This is a genomic window from Thermococcus piezophilus, assembly GCF_001647085.1.
In the GTDB taxonomy this organism is placed as follows: Archaea; Methanobacteriota_B; Thermococci; order Thermococcales; family Thermococcaceae; genus Thermococcus; species Thermococcus piezophilus.
In genome coordinates this window covers 579,556-605,372 of sequence record NZ_CP015520.1, presented here as the reverse complement: position 1 = coordinate 605,372, position 25,817 = coordinate 579,556, and the positions used below count along the sequence as shown (strand labels likewise).

Sequence of the window (25,817 nt, the reverse complement as noted above, 5' to 3'; positions counted from 1 at the left end):
TTAGGTGGTCGAGATGGCAGAGTTGCTCAACGTCAAGCCCACCCGTATGGAGCTCCTCAACCTCAAGAGGCGCATTAAGTTAGCCAAAAAGGGCCACAAGCTCCTCAAGGACAAGCAGGATGCACTAATCATGGAGTTCTTCACTATCTACGAGGAGGCCCTAAGCTTAAGGCAGGAGCTTAGCCAGAAGATGGAGGAGGCATTTAAGGCCCTTCAGATGGCAGAGATTGACGTCGGAATGCTCCGCCTCAAGGAGATAAGCCTCAGCGTCGAGCCCAACAAAGAGGTGGAGATAAGGAAGAGGAACGTCATGGGTGTTCCGGTTCCACTCATAGAGGCCAAAGGCTTTAGGAGGAGCGCCAAAGATAGGGGCTACGCCTTTGTTTCCAGCTCGCCAAGGGTCGACTTGGCCGCGGAGAAGTTCGAGGAAGTGCTCGATCTTGCCGTCCGTCTTGCTGAAGTCGAGGAGACCCTCAAGAGGCTCGCTAGGGAGATAGAGGTCACCAAGAGGCGCGTCAACGCGTTGGAATACATTATCATCCCGAGGATGGAGGCAACGGTGAAGTTCATCAAGCAGCGCCTCGACGAGATGGAGCGTGAGAACTTCTTCAGGCTCAAGCGCGTTAAGGCCCTCATTGAGGCTAAAGCCGGTAGTTAACCATCGTTTGGACTTTTTCCCTCTCTTTGGGTTTGTGTAGGTAATTGTGTATGCAAATGACTTAAATAGATTTTTATCATAAAGTTTTTTGGTGGTGATAATGGGTATGGGTGAATACTTTATAGAGCCGAGCCTTGACCCGAGGAAAGATCACGTTCTCTATAGGGATGAGGAGCACTTGGTGGTTTATCTTGGGACTCAGGAAGGCGGTGAAGATGTAGATGTCAACAGTTACCTCATTGTTAGCGGAGGTAGGGGTATGCTTATAGATCCCGGTGGGTACAAGATATTCTCAAAGGTTCTCGCTAATGTTTCGAAGTACATTGATCCCAGGGACATAGAATATGTGTATATCTGCCACCAGGATCCGGATGTAGCGGGAAGTCTTCCGCTTTGGAAGGAAGTTACCAATTCCAAGATAATCGTCCATTGGCTCTGGACAAGATTTCTCCCTCATTTTGGTTTCGAAGATGCCAATTCAATAACACATCAGTTATCGGATGATGGTGAGACCATTCATTTTGGGGCTACAACCCTCGAATTCATTCCCGCCCATTTCCTTCACAGTCCGGGTCACTTCACGATATACGACCACAGGAGTAGGTTCCTGTTCACTGGTGATATCGGCATAGCCATCTTGGATGAGCCATATATAGTGGTTGAAAACATGGAGAGGCACATTCAAGCTATGAGGCCGATACATGAGCGCCTTATGCCCACCAGCGCCGCGATAAAGCTCTGGCTCAACCGCGTTCGGTATTTGGATATAGAGGCTATACTGCCCCAACACGGGGCCATTATACCCAGACAGCATGTCAAGAGATTCTTTGATTTCCTTGAGAACCTTAAAGTAGGCGTTGATACGATGCGTTGAGGTGGTTACCATGAACATTAGGAACATCGAGAAGGCATCAAGTGCACTGGCTCAATCGGTTAGGATAAAAACCTCCAGCAGAGAATCCAGCAAGATTATCAGCGAGCTTGCGGATCAGATTAGTGGACAGTTTCTTGAGAACAACATGATGATTATCGAGAATATAGAAAAACTCTCTCAGGTTATGAAAGAGCTTAAACGCTTTCAAATGGAGTTTTTACCATTCTTCCAGCGCTTTGAGGTGTTTGCTAAGGAATTTAATACCCTTGTTGAGAATCTTGAATATATTTCTCGTATAAGTGATTCGATAGCAAGCGTTGCAAAGCAGACCAATTTGGTGGCCCTGAATGCTTCGATTGAAGCCGCGAGGGCAGGAGAAGCTGGTAGGGGCTTTGCAGTGGTTGCTGATGAGATAAGAAAGATGGCTGTTCAGACCATGGATCTCGCTAAGGAAATAAAGGATTTCAATACTCGTGTCATGGGTCAGCTTGACACGCTTCGCGATGCACTCTCCGTGATGGACCGGATCAAGGAGGGCACCGAGATACTCGGCAGGGATATTGAAACCATAGTGGAGATAAGCTCCGTCCTTGATGAGATTTCCCGCGAGCAGGAGGAGATTGTAAACGACATCAAACGCCTCAATGGCATCGCTCTTGCGCTGAAGAAATTCGCGGACATGCAAGATAGATACAATAAAGAACTCGCTTCCCTGATCAGAATGCTGGTCAGCGAGTATGCAAAGGAACAGATGGAGCTCTCCAATAAAGTTTGACCGGTGGTCAGTAATGACGAAGCGTCTTTTTTACACGGACCCTTATTTGAAAGAATCTATAGCAATTGTTCAGGCTGTTGAGCAGGGAAAGAGTATAGTAAGGCTCACCCTTGACAGGACGATTTTTTATCCGGAAGGAGGTGGTCAGCCAAGTGATAAAGGGATTATCAGAGGGGAGGGCTTTGAAATTAAAGTGGAAAGAGTATATGGCAGAGATGAGATCTGGCATGAAGGGAAGATTGAGGGTCGCCTTCCCCAAGCTGGGGAGGAGGTTAAGCTTAAGCTCGACTGGGAGTGGAGATATGAAAACATGAAACAGCACACAGGTCAGCATATCCTTTCTGCAGTCCTCAAAGATCTATATGACAGCAACACAACAGGCTTCCAGATTTTTGAGAATTACAACAAGATTGAGATTGATTTCGAGGGAAAGCTTACTTGGGAGCACATTTTGAGAGCTGAGATTAGAGCTAATGAAATTGTTCAGAAGGATTTGCCCGTCGAAATTGAGTTCTATGAGGAGTTAACAGAGCACTTAAGGAAGCAGCTCCGAAAAGAGCTTTCAGATAAAGTTAAGCCGCCGATAAGGATTGTTAGGATTCCAGGCGTTGATGTAATTCCATGCGGCGGAACTCATGTAAAAAGCACGAGAGAGGTTGGCTTTATTAAAGTGGTGAACTTCTACAAGAAAAGCAAAAACATCTGGCGTGTTGAGTTTGCTTGTGGGAATAGGGTGTTGAATTACTTGGACGAACTTTTGAAGGATTACTGGGGAAGCTTAGATGAGATGCCAAATAAGAACAGACCATTAGTCGAGAGAGTTAAAGAGCTTAAAAACGAGATTGAGAAGCTTGAAGAGGAAAGGAAAGCTTTAAGGCTTGAAGTATGGGAGTGGAAGGCTAAAGTCCTGCTCAGTAAAGCTGAAGAAGTTGGGGGAATTAGGGTGATCTCTCATGTTGAAGAGCTTGATATGAAAGATGCGCAGGCTTTTGTGGTATATTTGGTTGATAAGAATCCAAACAGCATTGCTTTGGTTGTAGGGAAAAACTACGTGATATTTGCAAAGAACAGAGGTGTTAAAGGTGTTTCAATGAGGGCGCTTTTGAGAGAAGTCCTCGAGGAGACGGGCGGCGGTGGAGGGGGCAGTGAAGTTTTAGCTAAAGGGGGAGGATTTAAGGTTGAACCGGAGAAAGTGCTTGAGATTGCTCAGAAAAAGTTAAAGCATTTCCTTTAAGTTTAAGTTTAAACGCTCATAAACATCTCTCTTTATCTCCTCTGGAATCTCCGGCTTTTTCACTTTTTCCAAAGCTTTTTCCTTGTCTAAGAGTCCATACCTAACCAAAGCTGCTATTCTCCTATGCTCAAAGCTGAGTCCGTGTTTTTCATAGTACCTCTCCAAGGCTGGACCTAAGATGAGGCAGTTCGTTGTATATCCCGCTAGCTTGGGAAACTCAAAAGGTAGCTTTTTCAGAATTTCAAAGCGCTCTTTTTCACTCATCAAGCTTAAAAGCCTGATTTGGATTATTCCACCGGACATCAGACGGTAGGGATGATGGCCAAAGGGTAACTCATGACCCGTGATTATGTATTTAATTCCCTTACTCAAAGCGTGCTTCCTAAGTTTTTCCATGGTTCTCTTTGAACATCTCCTGCATGGAGATTGGGCCTTTAAGAGAGCTTCACGGAATATATCGGAATAATCGTAACGCAGAATTGTGAAAGGGGCATCCAAATATTCTGCTATTCTTTTGGCATTTTCAATTGCTTCCTTTGCCATAAATCCGTGATCAATCATAATGGCCTCAAGCTCTGGCACTTTATAGTATTCCTTGGCCAAATACAGTGCAACTGTGCTGTCTTTACCGCCTGAAAATGCTACAACAGCTTTATCAACACTTTTCATAAGCTCATCTAGCTCGGCCCTAATTTTACCTCTATCCGGCTTGTGCTTGAGGTAAACTACGCATTCTTTGCAGATGGGCTTTCTGTCAACAATTTCAATTTTTGAGGTTTTTTCGTTGTTTATGCAGAGTGAGCATGTAAGCATGATGGGAAGAAAGAAAGGGAGTTTAAAAGGTTATCTTCTAAGCTGTTGAAAAATGTGCTTGGTTTTCTTTCCTGCTTTATTTTTCAGCTTTACAGAGACCTCGGGACTTCGCTTTCCAGTGAACAAAAGCATAAGTGCAAGCTCATTCTGCAAAAGAATTCCTCGATTGTTATGTGAGATAAATGCTCCAAATGCCGCTCCAAAAACTGCTCCAGCAACCCATAGATACAGTACAAGCCTATTAAGTTCTACTCTTAGAAGAGTTGTCACTCCTGCTGTTATGGCCTTGTAGGAGAGGGCCCAGATAAACAAAAATAAAACCTCGGCTAATATACCAAGTACCACTGCCTTGCTTACCAATCCTGTGAGCTTTCTATCTTTTGTGCTTTCTTTAACTATTTTAGCGTCATGGATACCATAGATGAACCTTTTGGTTATAGTTGCTCCATTTCTAAATGTCAGGAACGTTAAAGCCGCTAAAAGCATATTTGTATTTTCAAGCCTTTTCAGAGCATAGATTCCAGCCAATAGCCATGCAATTGTAAAGAGAATTTCATAACATCTTTTTTCATTTTTGGGGATTTGGGGTTTGAGGAGCTTTGCTATAAGCTTTCCACCAGTTGAAAAGAGGAATCCAGTTGCTGAAATCATTATGTTCATTAGAATAAATGGTATCAAAAGGAAGTATACAAACAAAAGGGCTAAATCCATAATCATCACCACTTAGAGAGCCAACTTATGTATTACTCTTTTCAATTTCATCAAGCTTCTTTCTTTTAACCAAAGGTGAGACTTCTCTTGAAACTTTATACACATTATACAGCGTTAGGGCATCCATTCTCTTGAGCTGAACTAGCAAACAGCCGCTTATTCTCACATCTATGTATTTTTTAGCTTCCATTGCTACCTTGAGTAACTCTCTAACACTTTCAGCTCTCTCAAAATCCAGGCCTGCTTCTCTAAGCCGCTCTCCATTGAGTTTATGAATTGTTAAAGGCTGGAGCATCATCTCGTCCACGCCAAGTGAAGCTGCTAATTCGGCTATCTTTGGTATGTCCTCGTCGTTTATTCCTGGCATGAATATCGTCCTAACGATGGAGCGGACGGATTTATCTCTCCCAACTATTCTGAGCGCGTTGACGACGTTATCGAAAGTATCAGCGTTGGTTATCTCGAGGTGCTTCTCTCTGCTCGCCGCATCTAGGCTTATCATCACCAGGTCAAAGTCCAGCTTTTCCCAGAGCTCTTCGGTCAGAAGCGAGCCATTAGTCTGGAGGTCGAGCCTTGCCTCTGGAAACCTCTTGCGGAGAATTCTATTGACTTCTATGATCCTTGGTGATATCAGAGGCTCACCGTACTGCGAAACCGTTATTGCATTGGGGTTATCCCAGCCGTAATAGCCTGGTTTAGGAGCTTTCCCGAGTTTTACGGCTACATTTGAATAACAGAAGATGCAGTCGTGGTTGCACGCTGGAGTTAATTCGTAACTTGGATGGTGGATAGGGTTTGGATTGCTCAAATCTAGTCCCTGACAGAACCGACAGTGAGAGGGATAAGCCAAATCGTCCACAAACTTCTTTAAAAGCCTAGCCTCTTCGTTCTCCAGAATCTGAGGCTCAACGCCCATTTTTCTCGCGAATTCTTCCCACGAATACTTCACGGTTCTCACCGAGGGCGAAGGAGAAAAGGAGTTTAAAAATATGATTGGTCAAAGGAGTCCTATGAGCTTGGAACCATCAAAGACCGGACCGTCCTTGCACACTAGATATGGGCCAAGATTGCAACTGCCGCACACCCCGATGCCGCACTTCATGTATCTCTCCGCGGAAACCTGGACGTTTCTGTAGTTCATAATACGCAATACTGCTTTTAGCATGGGTTCTGGGCCGCAGGTATAGACCTGGTCAAACTCCTCCTTCCTTTCGGCCAGAACATCGGTGGAAAAGCCTCTCCTACCGGCAGAGCCATTGTCGGTGGTTATTATCAGCTCGTCTACGTAGTTCTCGATATCCATAAGTGCGAGCTCTTCCTTTGTTCTGGCTCCATAGATAAGGGTGACCTTCTCGAACCTTCCGGCGTTCTGCTTGGCGAAGGCATAGAGGGGTGGAATTCCTATTCCGCCGCCAATAAGGGCTATATTTCTCCCCTTCGGCTCGAATCCATTCCCGTAGGGTCCGCGGAGCCAGAGATAGTCCCCGGGTTGGAGTTCAAAGAGCCTGTCCGTGAACGGTCCAACGCGCTTGACTACTATGATGTCTTCATCGGCCAGGCTGAACGGCTTCTCCCCGACTCCCGGAAGCCAGGCCATCATGAACTGGCCAGCTTTAAAGTCAATTTTTTTCTCGAACCTGAAGGCTTTAACGTCCCTGACGACGTCCCAAACCTCTCTCAGCTCAACTCTTTCCAGCATCAATCCTAACCCCCTGCGGCTTTCCTATGATCTCATCATCCTCCATAACGATCTGCCCACGAAGCAGGGTCATTACAACCTTACCCCTAAGCTTTCTGCCTTTCCAAGGGCTCCATTTGGACTTGGTGTAGAACTCCTCTGGCTTTACGACCCACTCCTGTTTCATATCAATGATAGTAAAATCCGCGTCCTTCCCGACATCCAGACCTTTGTTTCTTATTTCAAATATTCTAATAGGATTCGTGTGCATCTTCTCGACGATGTCCTTAAGACTGATCACCCCTCTGTTCGCAGCATCGAGAAGCAAGGCAACTTCAGTTTCAAGTCCTGGAATCCCTGCGGCCCCATTTTCCTTGTCCTCGAGTGTGTGTGGGGCGTGATCGCTCGCTATGATTGGGATTTCATCGAAGTTTCTCCATAGGAAAGCCCTATCGCCCGCATATCTCAGGGGAGGGTAAACCTTGAGGAAGGTGTTCCCTTCGTAGTCTTTCCTTGTCAGGAAGAGGTGATGTGGTGTCACTTCAAAACTCACCCACGGAAGGTTTTTCTTCATGATTAGCTTCATACCCCCGGCTGTTGAGACATGGCAGATGTTTAGGGGCTTTTTCAATCTTTCGGAGACGTCCAAAGCTTGGCTTATCGCCAGTATCTCCGCCTCCGGCGGCCTTTCGGGACTTTTCATTATTGTACCCGCGTCTTCGGCGTGGATGCTGACTATATCCGGTGCGCACTCGAAGTCTTCCTCAAAGTCCTTCGAGTATATCCCACCTGTTGAGGCTCCCATGAATATTTTGTAGAAGTCAGCCAGGACTGTTTTGCCTCGTCGCAGTTTCCAGCGATGAGAAAACTCAGCGCGTAGTCGGAGTAGGCTTTTCTTTCGAAGGCTTCCTCCCTGAGCCTGAACGTTTCTGCGCTTCTTATGGGCGGGTCTGTGTTGGGCATGTCAAAAACAGTTGTTATTCCCCCATGGAGGGCCGCCATCGTTCCAGTTTTTATTGTCTCTTTTGGTTTCTGTCTGAAGTCTCTAAGGTGGACGTGGATGTCTATCATTCCCGGAAGGATAACCTGTCCGCGACCAATCTTCAGGGTTTCTTCTCCTTTCAACTCTCCGAGAGAAATTCGGGAAATTTTGCCATTGAGAATCCCTATGCTTCCTTCTATTAGTTTCCCATCCTTCAGAAACTTTCCATTTAGGACTAGGTCGTACATAGTACCCGCACGATGGTGGCATCTTTCAGATTTTAAGTTTTTTGCTTCTTTTAATGGTTGCTTAAATATCTAAAAGACGGCTAACGATTTTTTCGGGTTTCCCCATAACTATGGTGTCTTTTTAATTGATCTAACCTTCTTCTGACGTTTGAAACAGTATACTAGGACTTATGAAGAACGCAAATCTTGAATAGGGAAATATAAGAGTTATTATCGGTGATCACTGTCATGTCTGCATTTTTTCATCGAAGATACTTTTACAAGAACGTAACCCTTAAATAGGCTTTCAATGTATACTATCATGCCATTATACACCACATATGGCGACATTGCCAAAAAGTGAAGGAGGCAGTGGAATATGAAAAAAGCTTTGGGATTGTTTGTTATGGGTTTGATGCTGTTTAGTTTGTTTTTTGTGAACCCAGTGGGTGCAGTAGATTACACCCCCAAGGACATACCGCTTAACAGCGACGAGGCCAAGGCTAGGTTCACTGCTGACCTCCAGTGGTACCTCCAGCACGGCCACTTCGTTATCAGCAACGGTCCGTACATTCTCGCCATGTACTCTCCGGAGAACCTCTACCTCAAGCTGGAGAAGTACACTGGGGACAGGAATATATTCACCAACGACCCGAACCTCCTGAAGGACGGTTACGCTGATGTTATTGAGTACCAGGGTGTCCAGAACCCTGAGAACGTCATCCTCCAGATCGCCAAGGGCGAGTACGACCTCGGTCTGTTCGCCTTCCCGGCTGGTAAGTACCAGGGTCTTGGTGCTGACGTTCTGTCTAACCTCAATCTCTACAAGAGTGCCAGTTCCTACAACGAGTTGACCTTCAACACTTATCATGACCCGGACAAGGATGCTCCGATTGTCACCGTTGGTGACCAGGTTTACTTCAACCCGTTCGCCATCAGGGAAGTCAGGTTTGCCATGAACTGGCTCATCAACAGGGACTACATCGTCCAGAACATCTACCAAGGAAGCGGTGCTCCGATGTTCGGCTGTATCAGGCCGAGCCACCCGGCCAACAAGTACTTCGTGCCCGTTTACGAGGCCCTTGGAATGAGCACTAGCGGCAACGAGGACTTCGCCCTCAAGATAATAAACGACGCTCTGAACGAGGCCGCCCAGCAGGTTGCCCAGTACAATCACACTCTTGAGAAGGGTGGCGACGGTAAGTGGTACTTCGACGGTCAGCCGGTTACCATCAAGTTCATCATCCGCATCGAGGACAATAGGAAGGAGATTGGTCTCTACGTTGCCGACCTCCTCGAGAAGAAGGTCGGATTTACCGTTGACAGGCTCCTCTGGGACAGGCAGAAGGCCGGTCAGGTCGTCTTCGCCAAGCCGCCGAGCAACTACGAGTGGAACATCTATACCGGCGGTTGGGGTGCCAGTGGACTTCCGAGCGTCTGGATTGATGACTACACTGCCTGGTTCTATTCTGCCTGGTATGGATACGTCCCAGGTGCAGTTGAGCCGAAGCACCAGAACACTGTGACTGTTGAAGAGGCCCTCAAGTACATCGGCAACGGTGACGCCAACGCTGGCCTCCAGAAGCTTGGTACCGAGTACTACAAGACCACTGACAGCCTCGGTCCGATCCTCAACTGGACTGAGGAGGAGCTCACTTACCTGCTGACATACTTCACCACTGCAGGTGCTGAGGGCACTCCGCACATCAACGCTGACCTCATCCCCAAGGAGCCGATTAAGATAACCACTGCTGGCCAGTACTGGGACCTCCAGAAGATAAGCATGCTCATAGGTATCATGGAGAGCGAGAGGGTCTTCCTCATTGAGACTTGGAATTTCTACCCGGCCAACAAGCAGAGGGTCACCAAGATCAACGCCGAGGCCAGCACTGGTATAAGCAGCCGCTGGAGCGTCATGAGTGCCGAGACCCCAGACAAGCACCTCAAGATTGCCCAGCTCGCTTCAACCGGTGCCATGTTCATGAGCGCCTTTAACCCGGTTGGAGGTCTCAGTGACGTTTACTCCACCAGGGTCTGGAATCTCATAAGGGACTACGGTGGAACCAACAACTTCGACGGTATCTTCACTCCGTACAGGTGTACTTGGACCATTGAGAGGGGAGACTTCAAGGTTCCAGATGATGCGGTTATCTACAACCAAACCCAGGGATGGATTGCCGCTCACGCCGGCGAGGACGCCTCCGTTAAGGCTACCGTCAAGTGTGACATTGGCACCTGGCATAATGGCGTGAAGGGCAGTGTTGACGACATTAAGTACTATGTGGCCTTCCTCTACACTTGGGCTTACAAGGATGGTGCTGACGACCCATACTACGACGAGAGTCTTGGTGGAACTGCCAGTGCTCTCAGCAACATCCTCGGCTGGCAGTGGACTGATGATGGTTACGTCGTCTACGGTACTTACGAGCACCCGCTCGCCGACGACATGACTGCAGAATTCTACATCTTCTACCCGCAGATGCCATGGGAGATGTACTGGGCCATGGGTGAGCTCGTCGCTAATAGCAAGAAGTATGGCATCGACAAGACTTACTCCTTCAGCAGCGGTGCAGAGGGAGTCCTCTGGCTCGACCTCCTCACCAAGGACCACGTCGATGACCTCGCCATCGTCATCCAGAAGATGTCCGGTATAAGCCTTAAGGACCTCACCAAGACCACGACCACCCAGCCAACGACGACCACTCCAAGCGAGACCACAACAACTCCAGCCGAGACCACCACAACTACTCCGAGCGGAACCAGCACCACCACCTACGTCGTCATCGGCCTTGTGATAATCATCATCGCCGGCGCGGCCTGGTACTTCACCAAGAAGAAGTGATTTCGTTCTTTTCCTTCTTTTTTGGAATTTTACCTTGATGTGCTTCACCCTTCTCAACCCTACGCTTCTATGAAATGTGTACATTTAAGCAGTAAGATATATAAGGTCAGTTTTACAATGCTGAAAAAGATACATTAAACACGAGCAATCTACTTGGGGGTGAAAAGATGGGGTATCTCAAGTACCTTGCGTTTAGAATCGTGAACGCCATTATTGTTCTGTTGATAGTGACTTTTATTATTTCGGCACTCTTCGTTAAAGTCGCGGAGGAGAGCAATAAATCAAAGATGTATGAGGAGCTGATGCTATGGGAAAGATCCGAGGGTGCCAAAATCAAGCAGAGTCAGGGACTTGAAGCTTTTGAACAGGCCAAGGCTGCCAAACAGGCATCCCTCGAGGAGAAGTATGAGCTGAACGTCCCCTACTGGCAGAAGGTTTACAATAAGGCGGTGCGTACGTTAAAGCTTGATTTTGGAACGACGAGCATGCCTATCTTCGGTACCAACAACGTTTCGGACATCATTAAAGTCGCGGTTCCGAGGAGCATACTCCTCTTCACGACTGCTACGATAATCGTTATTATCCTGGGTATTTTCCTTGGTGTTAGGGCCGCCAGACACGCCGGAAGCGTATTTGACAGGGCGTTGTCCATCTTTGCGCTGGTCACTTACAGTCTGCCGATGTGGTGGACGGGAATGATGTTCCTGCTCATCTTCGCCTACAAGCTCGGCTGGTTCCCCTTGAGCTCGATGTTTGACCCACAGCTCACCGGCTGGGCCCACATTAAGGATGTCATCTGGAGGCTCGTCCTTCCGGTCTTCACCTACGTCTTCGTTGTCTTCGGTGGCTGGGCTTGGACTACGAGGAACATCATGATAGGTACCCTCCAGGAGGACTTCATCATGGCGGCCAGGGCAAAGGGTATCCCCGAACACAAGATAATCTACGGCCACGCACTCCGCGCTGCCGCTCCGCCGATAGTCACCATGATCATCTTCGCCCTCCTTGGTTCGCTCGGTGGTGCAATCATCAGTGAGCTTGTCTTCAACTACCCAGGAATGGGCAGGCTCTACTGGGTCGCCCTCCAGCAGAACGAGACCAACCTTCTCATAGGACTCACGTACTTCTTCACGGTGCTCTACCTTGCCAGCGTCGTCCTTGCGGACATGATATACGGATTCCTCGACCCGCGTGTCAAGGTCGGTGCCTCTGCCAGGATGTGAGGTGATTCACGATGAGATGGGTTGACATCAAAGAGGGGTTTAAAGAGTTCCTTGATGAATTCAAGAAGGAGAAGACCGGTATAGCCGGTGTGATTCTCCTTATCATCCTTGTGCTCGTTGCACTAACCGCACCGTATACTACCATTCCAAACCTCCCCGAAAAGTGGAGGAACTCCCAGTACTGGGAGGACAACCCGAAGAACGTTCCACCGACCTGGTATAACATGTTTACCTCCAAGAAGCTCGTTCCGCAGGAGATTTACTATAAGGACGAATTGAAGATAACCCAACTTAACAAGAACACCACTATAATCGAGGTTGACTACGTCCTACCCGAGAACTACTACTTTGGACCGCAGGGCATCATAGTCAAGAATATTAACGTGACGCTGAATTCCCCGTATGAGGTTCCGACTATAAGTGTGTATTTAGAGAGGCCAGATGGTAAGACCGTTCCACTCCTTATCAATAAGCAGCTCAGCTCTTCACTGACCGTTGCTGTAGGTAGGGACAGCACTATATCCTCCAACATATACATCTGGCTTGTCAATGTAACCGAGGGTAGAGAAATAACTATGTTCGAGGTTCCACTTGAGACCATCCTTATCAGCGACATGGTCGCCCCATTATTTGCCAAGGTCGAGCCGGGAATGAACGTGGACGACATCATTGAGAACCCGCAGCCACTCCCTGGAACCTACAAGCTCATACTCAAGATTGACAACCCTGCCCCGGACGAGAACAAGGTCATATACGATGACATAAAGGTCACCTTCCTTGGAAGGACCTATGGAACCATGGGTACCGATTACCTTGGCAGGGATATCTGGGCTGGTCTCATCTGGGGTAGCAGGGTCTCGCTCACAATCGGTATCCTTGTCGCCGTGCTAAGCACGATCATCGGTCTCATCTACGGAGTTACCAGTGCCTACCTCGGTGGAAACGCCGACGAGTTCATGATGCGTATCAACGAAATATTCGCCTCAATTCCGAGTCTGCCGATACTTATCCTCATAGGTGCTACTGCCGGACACATTACCCTGTGGTTCATAGTGGTGCTGTTGGTCATCTTCGGATGGATGGGAATCGCGAGGATTGCTAGAAGTATGGCACTCCAGATCAAGGAGCAGACCTACATTGAGGCAGCGAAGGCCCTTGGCGCCGGCAACGGCAGGATAATCTTCAAGCACATCCTTCCGCAGCTGCTCCCGTACGCATTCTCCGTCATAGCCCTCAGCGTTCCCGGTGCGGTTATCGCTGAGGCATCGCTGAGCTTCCTCGGTATAGGTGATCCGACGGCCGTTACTTGGGGTCAGATACTCAACGCTGCACAGGCACAGGCAGCAACTACCAAGGGATACTGGTGGTGGGTCATTCCGCCTGGACTTGGAATTGCCGTCGTTGGTCTAACCTTCGTGCTTATAGGTACGGCCCTCGATAAAATACTCAACCCGAGGCTCAGGAGGCTGTGAGGTGGTATAAATGGCTAAGAATGTGCTTGAAGTTAAAGATCTCAAGATGTATTACTTCACCAGCAAAGGTGTCGTCAAGGCCGTCGACAACATCACCTTCAACCTCAAGAAGGGTGAAGTGCTGGGACTTGCCGGCGAGAGCGGTTGTGGCAAGTCATCCCTTGGTTTTACTTTAATGGGAATGCCTACCCCGCCAGGAAAGATCGTTGGTGGTAGCGTTAAAATCGATGGTAGGGAGATCGTTGGTCTCCCAGAGGACGTTCTGAGGAAGGAGATACGCTGGCAGAGGATATCCATGATATTCCAAGGTGCAATGAACGCCCTTAACCCAGTTTACACCGTTGGCTATCAGATGATAGAACCCCTCTTGCTCCACAAGGACATGGACAAGGAGGACGCCCTCGACAGGGCGCAGAAGTACCTCGAACTCGTTGGTCTTCCGCCCGACATCGTCTACCGTTATCCGCATGAGCTTTCAGGTGGTATGAAGCAGCGTGTCATCATCGCAACTGCCCTGCTCCTCGAGCCTGATGTGGTTATCGCCGATGAGCCGACAACCGCTCTGGACGTCGTTGTTCAGGCCCAGATTATCAACCTCATGAAGAAGCTCAAGAAGGAGCTCGGCCTTTCGATGATATTCATCACCCACGACCTCAGCATCCTCGCTGAGATTAGCGACCGCGTTGCGATAATGTACGCCGGTAAGATCATTGAGATAGGCGACAGCGAGAAGATCTACTACGAGCCGGCCCACCCGTACACCCAGAAGCTCCTTGCGGCAATACCGAGGCTCCACGAAGACATTGAGAAGCTCGAGTTCATCCCTGGACAGCCGCCCAACCTGATCACCCCGCCCAAGGGATGCCGCTTCCACCCGAGGTGCCCGTACGCGATGCAGGTTTGTAAGGAGCAGGAGCCCGAGCTGAAGGAAATTGATAGGGATCACTACGCCGCATGCTGGCTGTTGTGAGGTGTGAGAGATGGCGGAGCCGGTACTAAAAGTTGAAAAACTTAAGAAGTACTTCCCGATCAAGAGGGGACTGGTCAGCGCCCTCAAGGGTGAACCCCAGAAGTACGTTAGGGCCGTTGATGGCATAAGCTTCGAGATTGGGAAGCAGGAGGTCTTTGCCCTAGTCGGTGAGAGCGGTTGTGGTAAGTCCACCACTGGTAAACTCATAGTCAAGCTCCTCGAGCCTACGGATGGTAGAATATATCTCGAGGGTAAGGACGTTACCGACGTCAAAACCAAGGAGGAGATCCTTGAGTACAGAAGGCGTGTTCAGATAATCTTCCAGGATCCATTCTCCTCCATGAACCCGCGCTTTAGGATATTTGACATCCTCGAGGAGCCGCTCCTCATACACGGCATCGGCGAAACCAAGGCCGAGCGTGAGGAGCTCATCTACAAGGCCCTTGAGATGGTCAAGATAACCCCGCCCGAGGACTACATCGGAAGGTTCCCGCACATGCTCTCCGGCGGTCAGAGACAGCGTGTCGCTATCGCTAGGGCTCTCATATTGAACCCGACGTTCATAGTTGCCGATGAGCCGGTCTCGATGCTCGACGTTTCCATTAGGGCTGAGATCCTCGAGCTGATGAAGGAGCTCAAGCAGAAGATGGGCGTCACCTACCTTTACATTACCCACGACCTCTCAACGGCCAGATACTTCGCCGACTACATTGCGGTCATGTACCTTGGAAGGATAGTCGAGATGGGTCCTGCAGAGAAAGTCATAGACAACCCACTTCACCCTTACACGAGGGCACTTCTCGCTGCCGTTCCAGAGCCGAAGCCAGAGAGGAGGAACGTCATCAAGGAGCTGCCCATCAAGGGTGAAGTTCCAAACGCCGCCGAGGTTCCACCGGGATGCAGGTTCCACCCGAGGTGTATCTACGCCCAGAAGGGACTCTGTGATACCAAGCACCCGCAGCTCGTCGAGTATGAGCACAACCACTTTGCGGAGTGCCACCTGGTCGGTAAGTACTGACCTCCTTTCAACTTTTCTTTTAGGTGAGACTCATGGGCACACTGAGGGAAGCACTTGAGTATCCGTTTCTGAAGGTCGGTCTGATAATGCTTGTTCTAGCCCTGGTAATCTCAGCTATGGGGCTTTATGGGGTCGATAAGTCCTACTCATCCAATGGCACCCTTGGCGAGGGTAGGTATCTTCTCGGAGATGAAGACTTTGAAAAGAGCTATGTTTATTATAACCGCACTCTTGTTATCTCTTCATCCAACGCAACCTTCTCTGTAGTCCAAGGAAACGTTACAGAAAAATACGCCCTGTTAAACGGAACCGTAGAGATAATACCCACGACTCGGCCTGTGATAGACGTTTTTAATGGAACTATCAATTATACCTACACCGTCAGCGCGAAGGACTACCCTTACGCGATTTATTCTCTCCTCGCCTTCGTTCTTATGCTCGTGGGAACGGTTATGGCCTTTATAGGTTACACCCAATTCCTGAGGGACATTAAGGAGGGTAAGAGATGAGGAGTTTGGATTATGATGTTGTGATTGAGAGAATCGTTTCGTTTATCCGAGAGAAGGTCAAGGAAGCCAGTGCCACGGGCGTCGTTATAGGCATCAGTGGTGGTATAGACAGTGCTACCACTGCTTATTTGGCAGTCAACGCTCTCGGGAAGGAGAAGGTTCTTGGTCTAATAATGCCCTACTACGAGAACGGCGACGTTGAAGACGCAAAACTCGTCTGCAAGAACCTCGGAATCGAGTACAAACTCATAAACATAAAACCCATCGTGGACGAATTCGAAAATGCAGTTAGCGAACTTGACGTTAAAAGCAAGGGGAACATCATGGCTAGGACCAGGATGATTCTTCTCTATGCTCACGCTAACTCCATGAATCGTCTCGTCCTTGGAACCAGCAACAGGAGCGAGCTTTTAACTGGATACTTTACCAAATGGGGTGATGGAGCAAGTGATTATGCCCCACTGATTAACCTTTACAAGACTGAAGTTTGGGAGCTGGCTAAAAGGCTAGGCGTCCCAGAGAAAATTATTCAGAAGAAGCCGACTGCTGGCCTCTGGGAGGGCCAGACTGACGAGGATGAGCTGGGAATAAGCTATAAACTGCTCGACGAAATCCTGTGGAGACTAGTCGACCTCAAGATGCCCAAAGAGGATACTGCTGGGGAGCTTGGAATCCCGTTGGAGAAAGTTGAATACGTTGAATCACTCGTCAAAAGAAGCGAGCACAAAAGAAGACTTTCATTGGGCCCCGAATTCTGAGGTGAGTCCATGAAAAAAGGCTACCTTTTCGTTTTTCTTGCTGCCTCAATGTGGGGAACTCTGGGCATCTTTGCTAAGTACTTGGACAGCTTTGGACTGAGCCCCTTCACAATGGTCTTTTACAGGGTTCTCTTTGCCCTGATGCTCCTCGCGGTTTATCTTTATTTCAGATGTGGCTTTTCGATAGAGCGCTCTCGACTGAAGTTCTACGCCCTCTATGGCTTCTTCAGCATCTTCCTATTCTACACCCTCTACTTCTACACGGTCACCATATCCTCCGTTTCCTTTGCCGTTTTGCTCCTCTACACGGCTCCCGTTTACTCAATAGTGCTGGGAAGGGTAATATTCAAGGAGGCTCTCAGCAGGGAGAAGGTCGCCGCCCTGGCTATGGTGATGTCTGGCGTTCTTCTCGTTAACTGGGGAAAGGTTCAGTTTTCCACCAAAGCGCTCATCTTTGGCCTGCTGACGGGCTTTACATATGCTCTCTATGGCGTATTAGCGAAGTTCGCCATTAGAAAGGAAGAGCCAGAGAAGGCCCTCTTCTACACCCTCCTGTTCGGTTTCATCTATCTGTTCCCGTTCACTGACTTCAGTGTCCCGGCTGGTGCGTTTCCCTATCTCTTCGCCCTAGCCTTTTTTCCGACGTTTCTTGGATACATCCTTTACAACCACGCCCTCAAAGAAGTTGAGGTCAGCAGGGCTTCAATAGTGGCTACCATAGAACCCGTGGTGGCTATTGTCCTTGCTTTCATCCTCTTTGGAGAAACCCTCACTTTGAAGCAGCTCGTTGGGGCAGTGCTCATCATAGGCGGCTCGATGCTCGTGCACGCAAGAGAAAATGAAAAACTCGGGGAAGCGACTCTTGATGAGGTTCATTAGATGTAGAAGTACCTTTCCAGCTCCCACTCTGTCACCTTTTTCGTCTCGAGTGACAGTTCTCTGGCCTCGAGGTAGGAAATGTAGTCCTCCCACTCGCGCTCCTTATATCTTATGAAGTTCTTGTATGCATCCCCGAGGGCTTCTCTTACGATCCTGTCCTTCTTTAGCTCTTCAAGGGCTTCACCAAGGCTTTCTGGAAGGGTCTCTATCCCCAGGTTGCTCCTCTTTGCGTCGCTCATCTCGTACACGTTCTCCTCAACGTAGGCCGATGGTTCGGTTTTGTGCTTGATGCCGTCCAGACCCGCGGTTAATATCGCGGCAAAGGCGAAGTATATGTTGGCGCTCGGGTCGGGACAGCGATATTCAATGCGTGCACCGTTGCCCCAGAAGGCCGGTACCCTGATGAGAGCACTCCTATTCCTGTACCCCCAGCTTATGTAGACCGGTGCCTCGTAGCCAGGAACGAGGCGCTTATAGCTGTTCACTGTGGGGTTCGTGATTGCAGCTAGAGCCTTCGCATGCTTGAGTATTCCACCGAGGACGTGGAGCGCGGTCTCGCTCAGACCATCCTCTCCTATGAAGGCGTTCTCGCCGTCCCTCCAGAGGCTTATGTGAAGGTGCATTCCGTTGCCAGGCATTCCGTAGAGCGGTTTGGGCATGAAGGTCGCGTAGAGTCCGCGCATCTCTGCTATGGATTTGACGATATACTTGAAGCTCACGATGTTGTCTGCCGTCTTCAGTGCCTCGTCAAATCTGAAGTCTATCTCGTGCTGAGCTTTCCCAACCTCGTGGTGAAGAACTTCGGGAGTTAGGCCGAAGGAGGGCATGTAGAGTGCTATTTCCCTCCTGAGGGCTCTTGCCTTATCGAGTGTAACGAGGTCAAAGTAACCTCCACTGTCTGGTATGTGGAGTTCCCACGAACCGTTCTTTTTAAATAAGTAGAACTCCGGCTCTGGGCCGATGTAGGCCTTGAACCCCTCCTCTTTGAGCCTTTTTAGGGCTTCCCTGAGAACTCCTCTTGGATCGGCATGGTATGGCTTTCCGTCCTTGTATATGTAACCATAGACCCTCGCTATTCCCTCCCACGGCACTTCAGCGTAGGTCTCTGGATCCGCCTTAAAGACTAGGTCGCTGTCCTCTATTCCCTGAAAGCCTGGGATTGAAGATCCATCGAAGGTTATGCCCTCAGTTATTGCCTCTTCGTACCTGCTCGCCGGTATCTCCATTCCCTTTGGAACTCCATTGATGTCCACGAATATCAGCTGAATGAACCTCTGGGACTCACTTGGGAATGTTCCAGCTTTGGCTATTTCGTTCATTTTTATCACCACTTAATGTTACTATGTTCAGTTTTTCGCTAAGTTTTTGAACAAACACTATAATAAAAGCCTTTTTATTGTGTTTTTGTCATTATGACGAGGTATCCCCCATTGGGAACATGTGTTGACAAAATTTTGCACATTTAGTTATCTTCTCTGCACTAAATTTACAAATTAATGTTGAACAAAGGTTTTTGTGCTTCGGGTTGTATGCAAAACCATGCCAACTGCCGAGGATATTCTGAACAGGGAAATAGCCAGGGTGAACCTCCATCTGCCGGTTGTGAGACCTACCCTGCGCCAACTCATCGATGTTGAGGAGCCTAAAGTTCGCCTCCGTGACGGAAGCTACCACTACTTCAGGCGCTCGGAGCTCGAGTACCTCCGCTCCCTTCTCGATGACGGTGAAGAGGATAAGCTCAGGGTTCCCATAGTCCTGGAGATAAGCACCATCTACAGGGGCTATTTCAGGGTTAGGGGCAGGATTGAAGTCAAGGTCATAGACAAGATTCTTGGCACCTATACCGTACTGGATGAGAAAAGCGAGGAGCTATATCTCCGGTATCTTCTGCCGAAAATCAGAAAAACCCTTCCAACCACAACAACATACGCCTTCATAGCGGAGTGATGCCCAATGGACGAAAATACACGGGTTTTAAGAGACTATCTCATTTTCACTGTCCCCCATGTGACGATGTTAGCCGGTGCGGTACTTGGTGTTCTTCTTCTCCTGGGTGTTAGACCAAACGTTGCCCTCGGGATTTTTACGGCCTTCTACGGTTTCATGCTGCTCATTCTGGCTCTTGTGATAAGACCCCACTTTTCCAAGCTGACCATCTACAAAGTTGCGGTGGCTTTTTTTGTGGGTTTGATTCTTATGGGTGTCTTGCTCCTGTTCTATGGAGAGTAGCCTTTATATGGACAAAGTCACAACTACCAATGGTGGGAACGCATGAGAAGGGCAATGGTCACGTTGATCGCTTTACTATTGGTTATCTCGACCCTGCCTGGCTCTTCCGCCCAGTTCGTGAGCTTCACAACGAATGATATAATAACCGTTCTCCGCGGAGACTACAGTACAGGAACGATCCAACTTACCAACGCTGGTGGCCTCAGCTTTAAGGTGGTCAGCTATCAAGATTTCTGGGTTGAGGACTCAAACGGAAACAGGGTTTCTGGATTCGATTTAACTATCCACCCCGGAATATTCAGCGACTGGTCACCCCAGAAAACTTACTCTCTTCTCTATAACATCTCTTGCAATGCGAGTGTGGAGGGAGGAACTTACACTCTTTATCTAAAGTTCTGGGCCTTCACCAGTGAAGGTTCGATGTATATTGTTCATGCTGAGGTTCCTCTCAGGGTTATAGCCGAACCCCTTCGCTTTGAGGTTGCAGAGGCCTACGTCAAGGAAAGGCTCGGTTCTCCGTATATCCTCAATGGGGAGACCTTAGTTGTCTTCTCTCATGTCATTAACATAGGACACTCCAACGTCAGTATATCTGCGGCAGTGTTGTTCACGGGGAATGGAAATGTCTACTTCTTCGAGAACAGGACGCTTGAGATGGTTCCTGGTGACAACTTCGTTAAGTTTGAAATTCCTGTAGGCTATGAGATTCCGGAGGGCACTTACAAACTTGACTACATCCTACAGTACAGTGATGGGAGCTATAGATACTCCAGGGAGTTTCCAGTCAAGTTTGGGGTCAAGCTTGTAGGTTTATCCCTTCAGTCGAGCGAGGTGAAACTTGGTGAGGATAACAGGGCTTACCTGACACTCATCTCTGAGAGGTCAATAGGGCTGAACCTCACCGTGGAGACTTACAAAGGAGGAAGCCTCATCTCAAACATGACTACTCCGATAACTGTTAGTGGAGGTACCGATGTTTTGGATGTGTCTCTCCCGACAGACGTTCCTGGTTTCCTTAGGGCGTTCATAAAGCTGACCTTTAACGGCAGACTGATTGGTGAGGGCAACGTATCTTATACTGTTCTGGCTCCGCCCGTGATTAGGAACGTAACGTATGAGCGGCTATCAGAGGATGGGGTTGTTTTTACCATTAGTATCCTTAACCCCAACGGGGGTAACGTTGATGGTACCCTCACGTACAGGATAATCAGTGAAGGCAACGTGCTCTACAGGGAGTCCATTTCGGAGACACTGAAGCAGGGTATCAACGAGATAACCCTTGAGCTCAAACTTCCTGTAGGGAAGGTCGTTGAATACGAATTTACGCTATCCTCAATGGATGAGGACAGCAGTAAGAAAGGGGAAGTCTACCTCCAGCCACTAGTAACTACAAAGACAACGGCAACGAGTAGTACGAACAGCACCATAACAACGACTACTGAAGGCGGCGGATCCTCTGTATGGTGGATGGCCTTTCTCGTCGTAGTCATCCTGCTTTTTGTTGCTGGCGCATTCTACTACACAAAAACTGAGGGGAAAACAAAGAAGCACTTCAGACCAAAGCCAAAAAGACGCTCACCGTTGGGCAGGTTCCAAAGGCCGAAAGAGCCAAGATTCAGTGAGAACAGGGAGCTCCCAAAGAAGTAACATTCAATACCAAACCTTTTTATTACCTTTTCTACAACTTTCCCTTGGCGAGGGGGTCGGGGGCTCTCGGGGTGCTCCTGAGGAAGTTCCGCCCACCGCACCGGGGCCGCGGTGCCGCAAGGCACCTCCTGAGAGGGAGGGCAACGGCGCAGAAACGACACGTCCCGGCGGAGATGGGTATGAAAGCGGCGAAGGGCCCGGCGACGGCGCCCGAGTTAACCCGCAGACGACCCGTCGGGGACCGGTGAAACGGCCGTCCCGCGGGGTGCAAGGCCGAGGAAGGGGCGATGAGTTCCCGGTGGGAGCCCCGTGGTAGGCCGCTTAGTCGAATGCCCCCTTGATACAGAAGGCGGGCTACGACCCCCTCGCCCAAATGTCCAGCAGTGAAGCGAGAAGAATCAGCGCACCGCCGATGACTGTTCTGAGCTCCGGCACCTCACTGAAAACTATAAATGCGTAAACCACAGCGCTCAGTGGGTTTAAATAGCTCAATATGCCGCTTCATTCACTTCGACCTCCTTCAGGCCGTCCATATAGATGAGCAATGCAAAGGCTGTGTGGACGATGACGAGCACTGTAACCGCCCACCATACAGGATTTCCAACGCCGGAAACCACTATGAATGGCGCTAGAACCAGTGATGCTATCGCCAGCTGGAGGAAAGTTAGAACTAGCTGTCAACGTTCCTCATGAACCTTCCGAGGTTCGGGATGAGGGCGTAGAAAAATGCTGCCGTTAGTGCGAAGATTATCCCCAGAAAGCCTCTGTCGTTGAAGTTCATCTTTTATCCACTCATTATGAGGAGGAGGCCGAAGAAGGCCAGACCCACTAGGGCCCACCTTTTTACAGTTAGCCTCTCCCCCAGGAAGCGCCATGAAATGAGCGTTGCTATAACTGGTGCAAGGTAGTAAACGAGAACTGCCTTCGCTATGGTCGTGTAGTTGAAGGCCGTGAATAGGAAGACCCAGTTGAGGGCCAGAGCAATTCCTAGCGCGACGAGGGCTTTCTGCTTCTCCTTTAGGGATTTCCTAATGTTTATGATCCATGTCTTTTTCCCAGCCCCACAGACCAAGAAGAGCACCAGTGCGCCCAGGGAAACCCTGAAGAAGGCCACACCTAACCCTGAGAGGTTGGAAAAGCGTGCAAAAATGCCCACACTTCCCTAGATGAGCATTGAGACTATGATTTTTATCCTCCCGTTCACAGCTCATCCCCGTGGAGTTCAATCCACTCCTCGTGGGCTTCATCGACTTCTTCCCTTCTGAACTCCGGGACGGCGTCGCGAAGGGGGTTAAACTTCTCCAGCTTCCTCTCCTCGGAGCCTATGTACGTCGCTATTAGTCCCACCTTGGAGTGTAGGCTTGATGGAAGGCGCAAAATCCTCTTAACGTCAACGGTAACGCGCCCGTCGAAGTATGCCTTTGAGAACGTGCTTGAGAGGGCGAAGAGCCTTATAAGGGTTTTGTAGCCCGTCCCCTGCGGAAAAGCTGTTAGGAGTCCCTTTCTCACGAAGCCCTCATAGATTTCCTCCCTTTTTTCGATTATCCTCCTAACTTGCCCCTTTCTTAGACCGATGTTGAGTAGATGGTTCTCGTTAATCCTCCTTATGAAGTACCCAAAACGGAGGCGGAAGACCCTAAAGTAACCCGAGGATAACATTACCTTTCTGCTCTGCACGTCTTCGAACGTTATTTCCTCTGCCGCCGATATGTACGAGAGAATCTTTTCCCTCGCCTTTGAGTCAAGCTGGAGCGCCCAGTCGTCGAGAACGCGGAGGTGGTATCCCCTTCCAGAGTAGACCACGTGCACATCTTCAAATCCAAAGTCTTCCTTGAGAATAATGAGAGTGTCTTTGGCCAGCTCTTTGGCATCCTCCAGACAGATTGGGCAGACTTTCCCAGGCTCATGATTGCACCTTCTGAGGGGTAAGTCCTTCGCGTCTATGTCGAACACCAGCTCCGCTCCGAGCCAGCCGCTCATGCCTTTTGGTTCTTCGTACAGTGCAACGCTTGAGTAAATCGCGTAGGGGGCTGTGGCCTTCACGTAGTCCTCTAGGTCTCTAATATCCATGAAGACGTTCTTCCTGTCGCTGGGCCCTTCCCCGGTGTGGTCAAAGCCAAACTCCTTGTTTTCAAGGGTTTCGATTATGAACTCTGGCAACTTTTTCGCGTCCCATTCGGTGTGGTAGTAGAGAATCCTCTCCTCTTTGCTCACCTCTCGGAAAAGTTCAGCCATTCTCATCACCTTCTCCAGTCCTTTCAGCTTTTCTGCTCTCAAAGTATAGTTTTCTGAGGTAATAGGTCAGTGGGTTCTTGATATTCTTGCAGTCTCGGTCTGGCTTGCAGAGCTGGGGCGCGTTAGCCCTAATCTTTGCACAGTTTGGAGGGAAATACCAGGTGGAGTTACCGCTGTCTTCCAGCGTTGGCCTATCAGTTAGGCCGAAACCGAGGTGGTACCAGATGTTCTTAATTTCATGGGGCTGATCCTCAAAGAGGGGCGGCGAGCAGCGGTTTCCTGCCTCTATGATGATGGGGAGTATCTCCTTCTCAATTATGCCCAACTCTTGAATGCAATCCCTGACCCTCACGTCTCTCCTTGGAGGATTTGGACATATCCTTGCGTAGCTCAGGAAGGAGGTGAGCAAAACGGTTATTGCATAATTCCTCAGGCCAGAAGGAACACCGCCGAGGGCTATCCTAACACAAGGTGGGAAAAGGTCGAAGCGCAGGGGTTGGGCTTCTGCAGAGCCCATTCTCTCAAGCCGTTCTTTAAAGTACTCCCTGGCAAGTTCACGTAGTCTTTCGTAGAGTTGAAGGTAATAGCTTGGAAGTTCATCCCTTATTTCATAGAGAAGGTTTGCTACCCTCTCAAGGTTCTTCTCGAAGGCGTTTCTCCACAGTCTCAAGATCTGCTTTTGGGTTAGGAATGCATAACCTCCCCTTATGTAGACTTCCTTCAGGTTTCCATCCCATAGATCTAGGAATTTTTTCAGCTCAATTTTGTATTTGAGTCTCAGCCTCTCTCTGTCGCCTTGGGATAGTTCGGTGTGATGGGTTCGCTCCAGTATGACCCTATCCTTATTGGGGATCTCTCCTTCTCCAGCGTTCTCCAGCGGAACTGCGATTCCCTTTATATCTCTTGCTTGCTTTATCCTTTCAGAGTAGATTTTGAGGTTTGCCTCCTTCACCAGCTCCATTTCTATACCATACGGTGAAAACGCAAGGGCTCCAAGGAGGGCGTAAAATGTCATAAGGTCCTGGAGCTCACTGAGACATAGGATATCTCCCGGAATCTCACCAGATTTTACCCAAACTACTCTCTCCAGAGCTTGTTCTATTCCAACGTAAGAGGGAATTTTCGTGAGCAGGTCAGTGATATCGCCGAGTTCTTTGACGAGCTCCCTTGCTTCATGTCCAAAGGGGTCTAACATGGCCTCACCACTCATCTTTATTTTGGTAGGGGCATAAAACTCTTATGCATCCCAAAAGTTTTATATCCATTTAAGTCCACAAGTTATATTAGATGGAGATATTGGTTCGTAGTGAACACCCCGAAGGTGATTCGGATGATCGGAAAATATGAGATTGAGAGGGTGGAAAGTGGTATTCCAGGTTTTGATGATTTAATTCAGGGGGGATTCCCAAAGGGGACTACTGTTCTTGTCACTGGTCCAACAGGGAGCGGTAAGACCACGTTTGCTGTTCAGTTTGTTTATAAAGGTGCCGAGATGTACAATGAGCCGGGAGTTATAGTTACCCTAGAGGAGAGAGCACAGGATCTAAGGAGAGAAATGAAGGCTTTCGGATGGGATCTTGAGGAATATGAGAAGAAAAGGATGATAGCTATAGTTGATGGTGTCAGTGCTGTTGTTGGTATCCCCTCTGAGGAGCCGTTCGTTCTTGAGGGGAACATCAACGCGGAGGACTTTCTCCGTTACATCTACCGCGTGGTTAAATCAATAAACGCGAAGCGACTTGTTATAGACTCCATCCCCTCAATAGCCTTTAGACTTAGGGAAGAATCCAGAATAAGGGAAGTTCTTCTGCAGCTTAACACGATACTCCTTGAGATTGGTGTTACTTCAATTTTAACCACTGAAGCTCCCGATCCTAGCAGGGGCAGGATAAGCAAGTACTGCGTGGAAGAGTATATTGCAAGGGGTGTTGTCCTACTGGACTTCGTGGAGAAGGGCGTGGAGCTGAAACGTTATCTCCTCATCAGAAAGATGCGTGAGACCAAACATTCTATGAAGAAATACCCCTTCGAGATAACTGAGGAAGGTATTGTCGTTTATCCAAGCGGTGAGGTTTATTGATTC

At 48.9% G+C, this 25,817-nt stretch carries 25 protein-coding genes, 1 other RNA gene and 1 pseudogene; 17 read left to right on the top strand and 10 right to left on the bottom strand.

All coding sequences use genetic code 11. The annotated features are described in order from the left end of the window. Window positions 1-13 precede the first annotated feature (13 nt). The 4 genes from A7C91_RS03315 to A7C91_RS03300 all read left to right on the top strand — a co-directional run bounded on the left by A7C91_RS03315 (window position 14) and on the right by A7C91_RS03300 (window position 3,541). Window positions 14-658 carry a V-type ATP synthase subunit D gene (locus tag A7C91_RS03315; protein ID WP_068664888.1) on the top strand — a complete coding sequence of 215 codons (645 nt, stop codon included), beginning with the start codon at window positions 14-16 and terminating at the stop codon, window positions 656-658. Window positions 659-764: 106 nt separating this feature from the next. After that, complete coding sequence (locus tag A7C91_RS03310) at window positions 765-1,532, top strand: oxygen-binding di-iron domain-containing protein (RefSeq protein WP_068667382.1); 768 nt, start codon at window positions 765-767, stop codon at window positions 1,530-1,532. Window positions 1,533-1,542: 10 nt separating this feature from the next. Continuing rightward, window positions 1,543-2,307, top strand: coding sequence for a methyl-accepting chemotaxis protein (locus A7C91_RS03305; protein WP_068664887.1), 765 nt, complete (start codon window positions 1,543-1,545; stop codon window positions 2,305-2,307). A 13-nt stretch (window positions 2,308-2,320) separates the two neighbouring features. Further along, on the top strand, window positions 2,321-3,541 hold the full coding sequence (locus tag A7C91_RS03300; RefSeq protein ID WP_068664885.1) for an alanyl-tRNA editing protein: 1,221 nt from the start codon (window positions 2,321-2,323) through the stop codon (window positions 3,539-3,541). Here the strand turns inward: A7C91_RS03300 and A7C91_RS03295 are convergent. From A7C91_RS03295 to A7C91_RS12505, 6 genes are all read right to left on the bottom strand, one after another. Further along, window positions 3,524-4,354: a 7-cyano-7-deazaguanine synthase gene (locus tag A7C91_RS03295; protein ID WP_068664883.1), complete on the bottom strand. Its 831-nt coding sequence runs from the start codon at window positions 4,352-4,354 to the stop codon at window positions 3,524-3,526. The genes A7C91_RS03300 and A7C91_RS03295 overlap by 18 nt on opposite strands. A gap of 30 nt (window positions 4,355-4,384) precedes the next feature. Next, window positions 4,385-5,071: a hypothetical protein gene (locus A7C91_RS03290; protein ID WP_199920099.1), complete on the bottom strand. Its 687-nt coding sequence runs from the start codon at window positions 5,069-5,071 to the stop codon at window positions 4,385-4,387. Window positions 5,072-5,090: 19 nt separating this feature from the next. Next, a complete protein-coding gene (locus A7C91_RS03285; RefSeq protein ID WP_068667380.1) occupies window positions 5,091-5,981 on the bottom strand; it encodes a radical SAM protein in 891 nt (296 codons plus the stop codon). An 81-nt stretch (window positions 5,982-6,062) separates the two neighbouring features. Then, complete coding sequence (locus A7C91_RS03280; RefSeq protein WP_068664879.1) at window positions 6,063-6,764, bottom strand: dihydroorotate dehydrogenase electron transfer subunit; 702 nt, start codon at window positions 6,762-6,764, stop codon at window positions 6,063-6,065. Further along, on the bottom strand, window positions 6,748-7,593 hold the full coding sequence (locus A7C91_RS03275; RefSeq protein ID WP_394326665.1) for a dihydroorotase: 846 nt from the start codon (window positions 7,591-7,593) through the stop codon (window positions 6,748-6,750). Before A7C91_RS03275 ends, A7C91_RS03280 begins: the two co-directional genes overlap by 17 nt. Beyond that, a complete protein-coding gene (locus tag A7C91_RS12505) occupies window positions 7,479-7,973 on the bottom strand; it encodes an amidohydrolase family protein (RefSeq protein ID WP_394326660.1) in 495 nt (164 codons plus the stop codon). Before A7C91_RS12505 ends, A7C91_RS03275 begins: the two co-directional genes overlap by 115 nt. A 358-nt stretch (window positions 7,974-8,331) precedes the next feature. On the opposite strand from A7C91_RS12505, the gene A7C91_RS03270 reads away from it, so the two are divergent. From A7C91_RS03270 to A7C91_RS03235, 8 genes are all read left to right on the top strand, one after another. Next, on the top strand, window positions 8,332-10,794 hold the full coding sequence (locus tag A7C91_RS03270) for an ABC transporter substrate-binding protein (RefSeq protein ID WP_068664877.1): 2,463 nt from the start codon (window positions 8,332-8,334) through the stop codon (window positions 10,792-10,794). A gap of 167 nt (window positions 10,795-10,961) precedes the next feature. After that, a complete protein-coding gene (locus A7C91_RS03265) occupies window positions 10,962-12,017 on the top strand; it encodes an ABC transporter permease (protein ID WP_068664875.1) in 1,056 nt (351 codons plus the stop codon). A gap of 11 nt (window positions 12,018-12,028) precedes the next feature. Beyond that, complete coding sequence (locus tag A7C91_RS03260) at window positions 12,029-13,489, top strand: ABC transporter permease (protein WP_068664873.1); 1,461 nt, start codon at window positions 12,029-12,031, stop codon at window positions 13,487-13,489. A gap of 10 nt (window positions 13,490-13,499) precedes the next feature. Continuing rightward, entirely contained in the window at window positions 13,500-14,459 is a 960-nt protein-coding gene (locus A7C91_RS03255; RefSeq protein WP_068664871.1) for an ABC transporter ATP-binding protein, read from the top strand. 10 nt (window positions 14,460-14,469) lie between these two features. Further along, window positions 14,470-15,477, top strand: a complete 1,008-nt coding sequence (locus A7C91_RS03250) for an ABC transporter ATP-binding protein (RefSeq protein ID WP_068664869.1) — start codon at window positions 14,470-14,472, stop codon at window positions 15,475-15,477. A 32-nt stretch (window positions 15,478-15,509) separates the two neighbouring features. Further along, complete coding sequence (locus A7C91_RS03245) at window positions 15,510-15,986, top strand: hypothetical protein (protein ID WP_068664867.1); 477 nt, start codon at window positions 15,510-15,512, stop codon at window positions 15,984-15,986. Then, window positions 15,983-16,744 carry an NAD+ synthase gene (locus A7C91_RS03240; RefSeq protein WP_068664866.1) on the top strand — a complete coding sequence of 254 codons (762 nt, stop codon included), beginning with the start codon at window positions 15,983-15,985 and terminating at the stop codon, window positions 16,742-16,744. The genes A7C91_RS03245 and A7C91_RS03240 overlap by 4 nt, the downstream gene beginning before the upstream one ends. Before the next feature lie 9 nt (window positions 16,745-16,753). Beyond that, window positions 16,754-17,623 carry an EamA family transporter gene (locus tag A7C91_RS03235; protein WP_068664864.1) on the top strand — a complete coding sequence of 290 codons (870 nt, stop codon included), beginning with the start codon at window positions 16,754-16,756 and terminating at the stop codon, window positions 17,621-17,623. Here the strand turns inward: A7C91_RS03235 and glnA are convergent. After that, window positions 17,620-18,942, bottom strand: a complete 1,323-nt coding sequence (gene glnA / locus A7C91_RS03230; protein WP_068664862.1) for a type I glutamate--ammonia ligase — start codon at window positions 18,940-18,942, stop codon at window positions 17,620-17,622. The two genes, A7C91_RS03235 and glnA, sit on opposite strands and share 4 nt — an antisense overlap. Window positions 18,943-19,162: 220 nt before the next feature. Between glnA and A7C91_RS03225 the strand changes: the two genes are divergently transcribed. From A7C91_RS03225 to rnpB, 4 genes are all read left to right on the top strand, one after another. Then, entirely contained in the window at window positions 19,163-19,570 is a 408-nt protein-coding gene (locus A7C91_RS03225; RefSeq protein WP_068664860.1) for a DUF61 family protein, read from the top strand. A 66-nt stretch (window positions 19,571-19,636) separates the two neighbouring features. Then, window positions 19,637-19,852, top strand: coding sequence for a hypothetical protein (locus tag A7C91_RS03220; protein WP_324609529.1), 216 nt, complete (start codon window positions 19,637-19,639; stop codon window positions 19,850-19,852). A gap of 42 nt (window positions 19,853-19,894) precedes the next feature. Next, on the top strand, window positions 19,895-21,499 hold the full coding sequence (locus A7C91_RS03215; protein ID WP_068664855.1) for a hypothetical protein: 1,605 nt from the start codon (window positions 19,895-19,897) through the stop codon (window positions 21,497-21,499). Window positions 21,500-21,546: 47 nt separating this feature from the next. Next, an RNA gene (rnpB, locus tag A7C91_RS03210) (RNase P RNA component) lies at window positions 21,547-21,868 on the top strand. On the opposite strand, the pseudogene A7C91_RS12500 reads toward rnpB, so the two are convergent. The 3 genes and pseudogenes from A7C91_RS12500 to priL all read right to left on the bottom strand — a co-directional run bounded on the left by A7C91_RS12500 (window position 21,854) and on the right by priL (window position 24,929). Next, window positions 21,854-22,655: pseudogene (locus A7C91_RS12500) on the bottom strand (DMT family transporter). The gene rnpB and the pseudogene A7C91_RS12500 overlap by 15 nt on opposite strands. A 44-nt stretch (window positions 22,656-22,699) precedes the next feature. Further along, window positions 22,700-23,734, bottom strand: a complete 1,035-nt coding sequence (priS, locus tag A7C91_RS03200) for a DNA primase catalytic subunit PriS (protein ID WP_068664854.1) — start codon at window positions 23,732-23,734, stop codon at window positions 22,700-22,702. Further along, a complete protein-coding gene (priL, locus tag A7C91_RS03195) occupies window positions 23,727-24,929 on the bottom strand; it encodes a DNA primase large subunit PriL (protein ID WP_068664852.1) in 1,203 nt (400 codons plus the stop codon). Before priL ends, priS begins: the two co-directional genes overlap by 8 nt. Before the next feature lie 135 nt (window positions 24,930-25,064). Between priL and A7C91_RS03190 the strand changes: the two genes are divergently transcribed. Beyond that, on the top strand, window positions 25,065-25,814 hold the full coding sequence (locus tag A7C91_RS03190) for an ATPase domain-containing protein (protein WP_068664850.1): 750 nt from the start codon (window positions 25,065-25,067) through the stop codon (window positions 25,812-25,814). Window positions 25,815-25,817 lie beyond the last annotated feature (3 nt).

Coding starts and splice junctions, on each gene's coding strand:
- A7C91_RS03315 (WP_068664888.1), top strand. CDS start 14: ATGGCAGAGTTGCTCAACGTCAAGCCCACCCGTATGGAGCTCCTCAAC.
- A7C91_RS03310 (WP_068667382.1), top strand. CDS start 765: ATGGGTGAATACTTTATAGAGCCGAGCCTTGACCCGAGGAAAGATCAC.
- A7C91_RS03305 (WP_068664887.1), top strand. CDS start 1,543: ATGAACATTAGGAACATCGAGAAGGCATCAAGTGCACTGGCTCAATCG.
- A7C91_RS03300 (WP_068664885.1), top strand. CDS start 2,321: ATGACGAAGCGTCTTTTTTACACGGACCCTTATTTGAAAGAATCTATA.
- A7C91_RS03295 (WP_068664883.1), bottom strand. CDS start 4,354: ATGCTTACATGCTCACTCTGCATAAACAACGAAAAAACCTCAAAAATT.
- A7C91_RS03290 (WP_199920099.1), bottom strand. CDS start 5,071: ATGATTATGGATTTAGCCCTTTTGTTTGTATACTTCCTTTTGATACCA.
- A7C91_RS03285 (WP_068667380.1), bottom strand. CDS start 5,981: ATGGGCGTTGAGCCTCAGATTCTGGAGAACGAAGAGGCTAGGCTTTTA.
- A7C91_RS03280 (WP_068664879.1), bottom strand. CDS start 6,764: ATGCTGGAAAGAGTTGAGCTGAGAGAGGTTTGGGACGTCGTCAGGGAC.
- A7C91_RS12505 (WP_394326660.1), bottom strand. CDS start 7,973: ATGTACGACCTAGTCCTAAATGGAAAGTTTCTGAAGGATGGGAAACTA.
- A7C91_RS03270 (WP_068664877.1), top strand. CDS start 8,332: ATGAAAAAAGCTTTGGGATTGTTTGTTATGGGTTTGATGCTGTTTAGT.
- A7C91_RS03265 (WP_068664875.1), top strand. CDS start 10,962: ATGGGGTATCTCAAGTACCTTGCGTTTAGAATCGTGAACGCCATTATT.
- A7C91_RS03260 (WP_068664873.1), top strand. CDS start 12,029: ATGAGATGGGTTGACATCAAAGAGGGGTTTAAAGAGTTCCTTGATGAA.
- A7C91_RS03255 (WP_068664871.1), top strand. CDS start 13,500: ATGGCTAAGAATGTGCTTGAAGTTAAAGATCTCAAGATGTATTACTTC.
- A7C91_RS03250 (WP_068664869.1), top strand. CDS start 14,470: ATGGCGGAGCCGGTACTAAAAGTTGAAAAACTTAAGAAGTACTTCCCG.
- A7C91_RS03245 (WP_068664867.1), top strand. CDS start 15,510: ATGGGCACACTGAGGGAAGCACTTGAGTATCCGTTTCTGAAGGTCGGT.
- A7C91_RS03240 (WP_068664866.1), top strand. CDS start 15,983: ATGAGGAGTTTGGATTATGATGTTGTGATTGAGAGAATCGTTTCGTTT.
- A7C91_RS03235 (WP_068664864.1), top strand. CDS start 16,754: ATGAAAAAAGGCTACCTTTTCGTTTTTCTTGCTGCCTCAATGTGGGGA.
- glnA (WP_068664862.1), bottom strand. CDS start 18,942: ATGAACGAAATAGCCAAAGCTGGAACATTCCCAAGTGAGTCCCAGAGG.
- A7C91_RS03225 (WP_068664860.1), top strand. CDS start 19,163: ATGCCAACTGCCGAGGATATTCTGAACAGGGAAATAGCCAGGGTGAAC.
- A7C91_RS03220 (WP_324609529.1), top strand. CDS start 19,637: ATGTTAGCCGGTGCGGTACTTGGTGTTCTTCTTCTCCTGGGTGTTAGA.
- A7C91_RS03215 (WP_068664855.1), top strand. CDS start 19,895: ATGAGAAGGGCAATGGTCACGTTGATCGCTTTACTATTGGTTATCTCG.
- priS (WP_068664854.1), bottom strand. CDS start 23,734: ATGGCTGAACTTTTCCGAGAGGTGAGCAAAGAGGAGAGGATTCTCTAC.
- priL (WP_068664852.1), bottom strand. CDS start 24,929: ATGTTAGACCCCTTTGGACATGAAGCAAGGGAGCTCGTCAAAGAACTC.
- A7C91_RS03190 (WP_068664850.1), top strand. CDS start 25,065: ATGATCGGAAAATATGAGATTGAGAGGGTGGAAAGTGGTATTCCAGGT.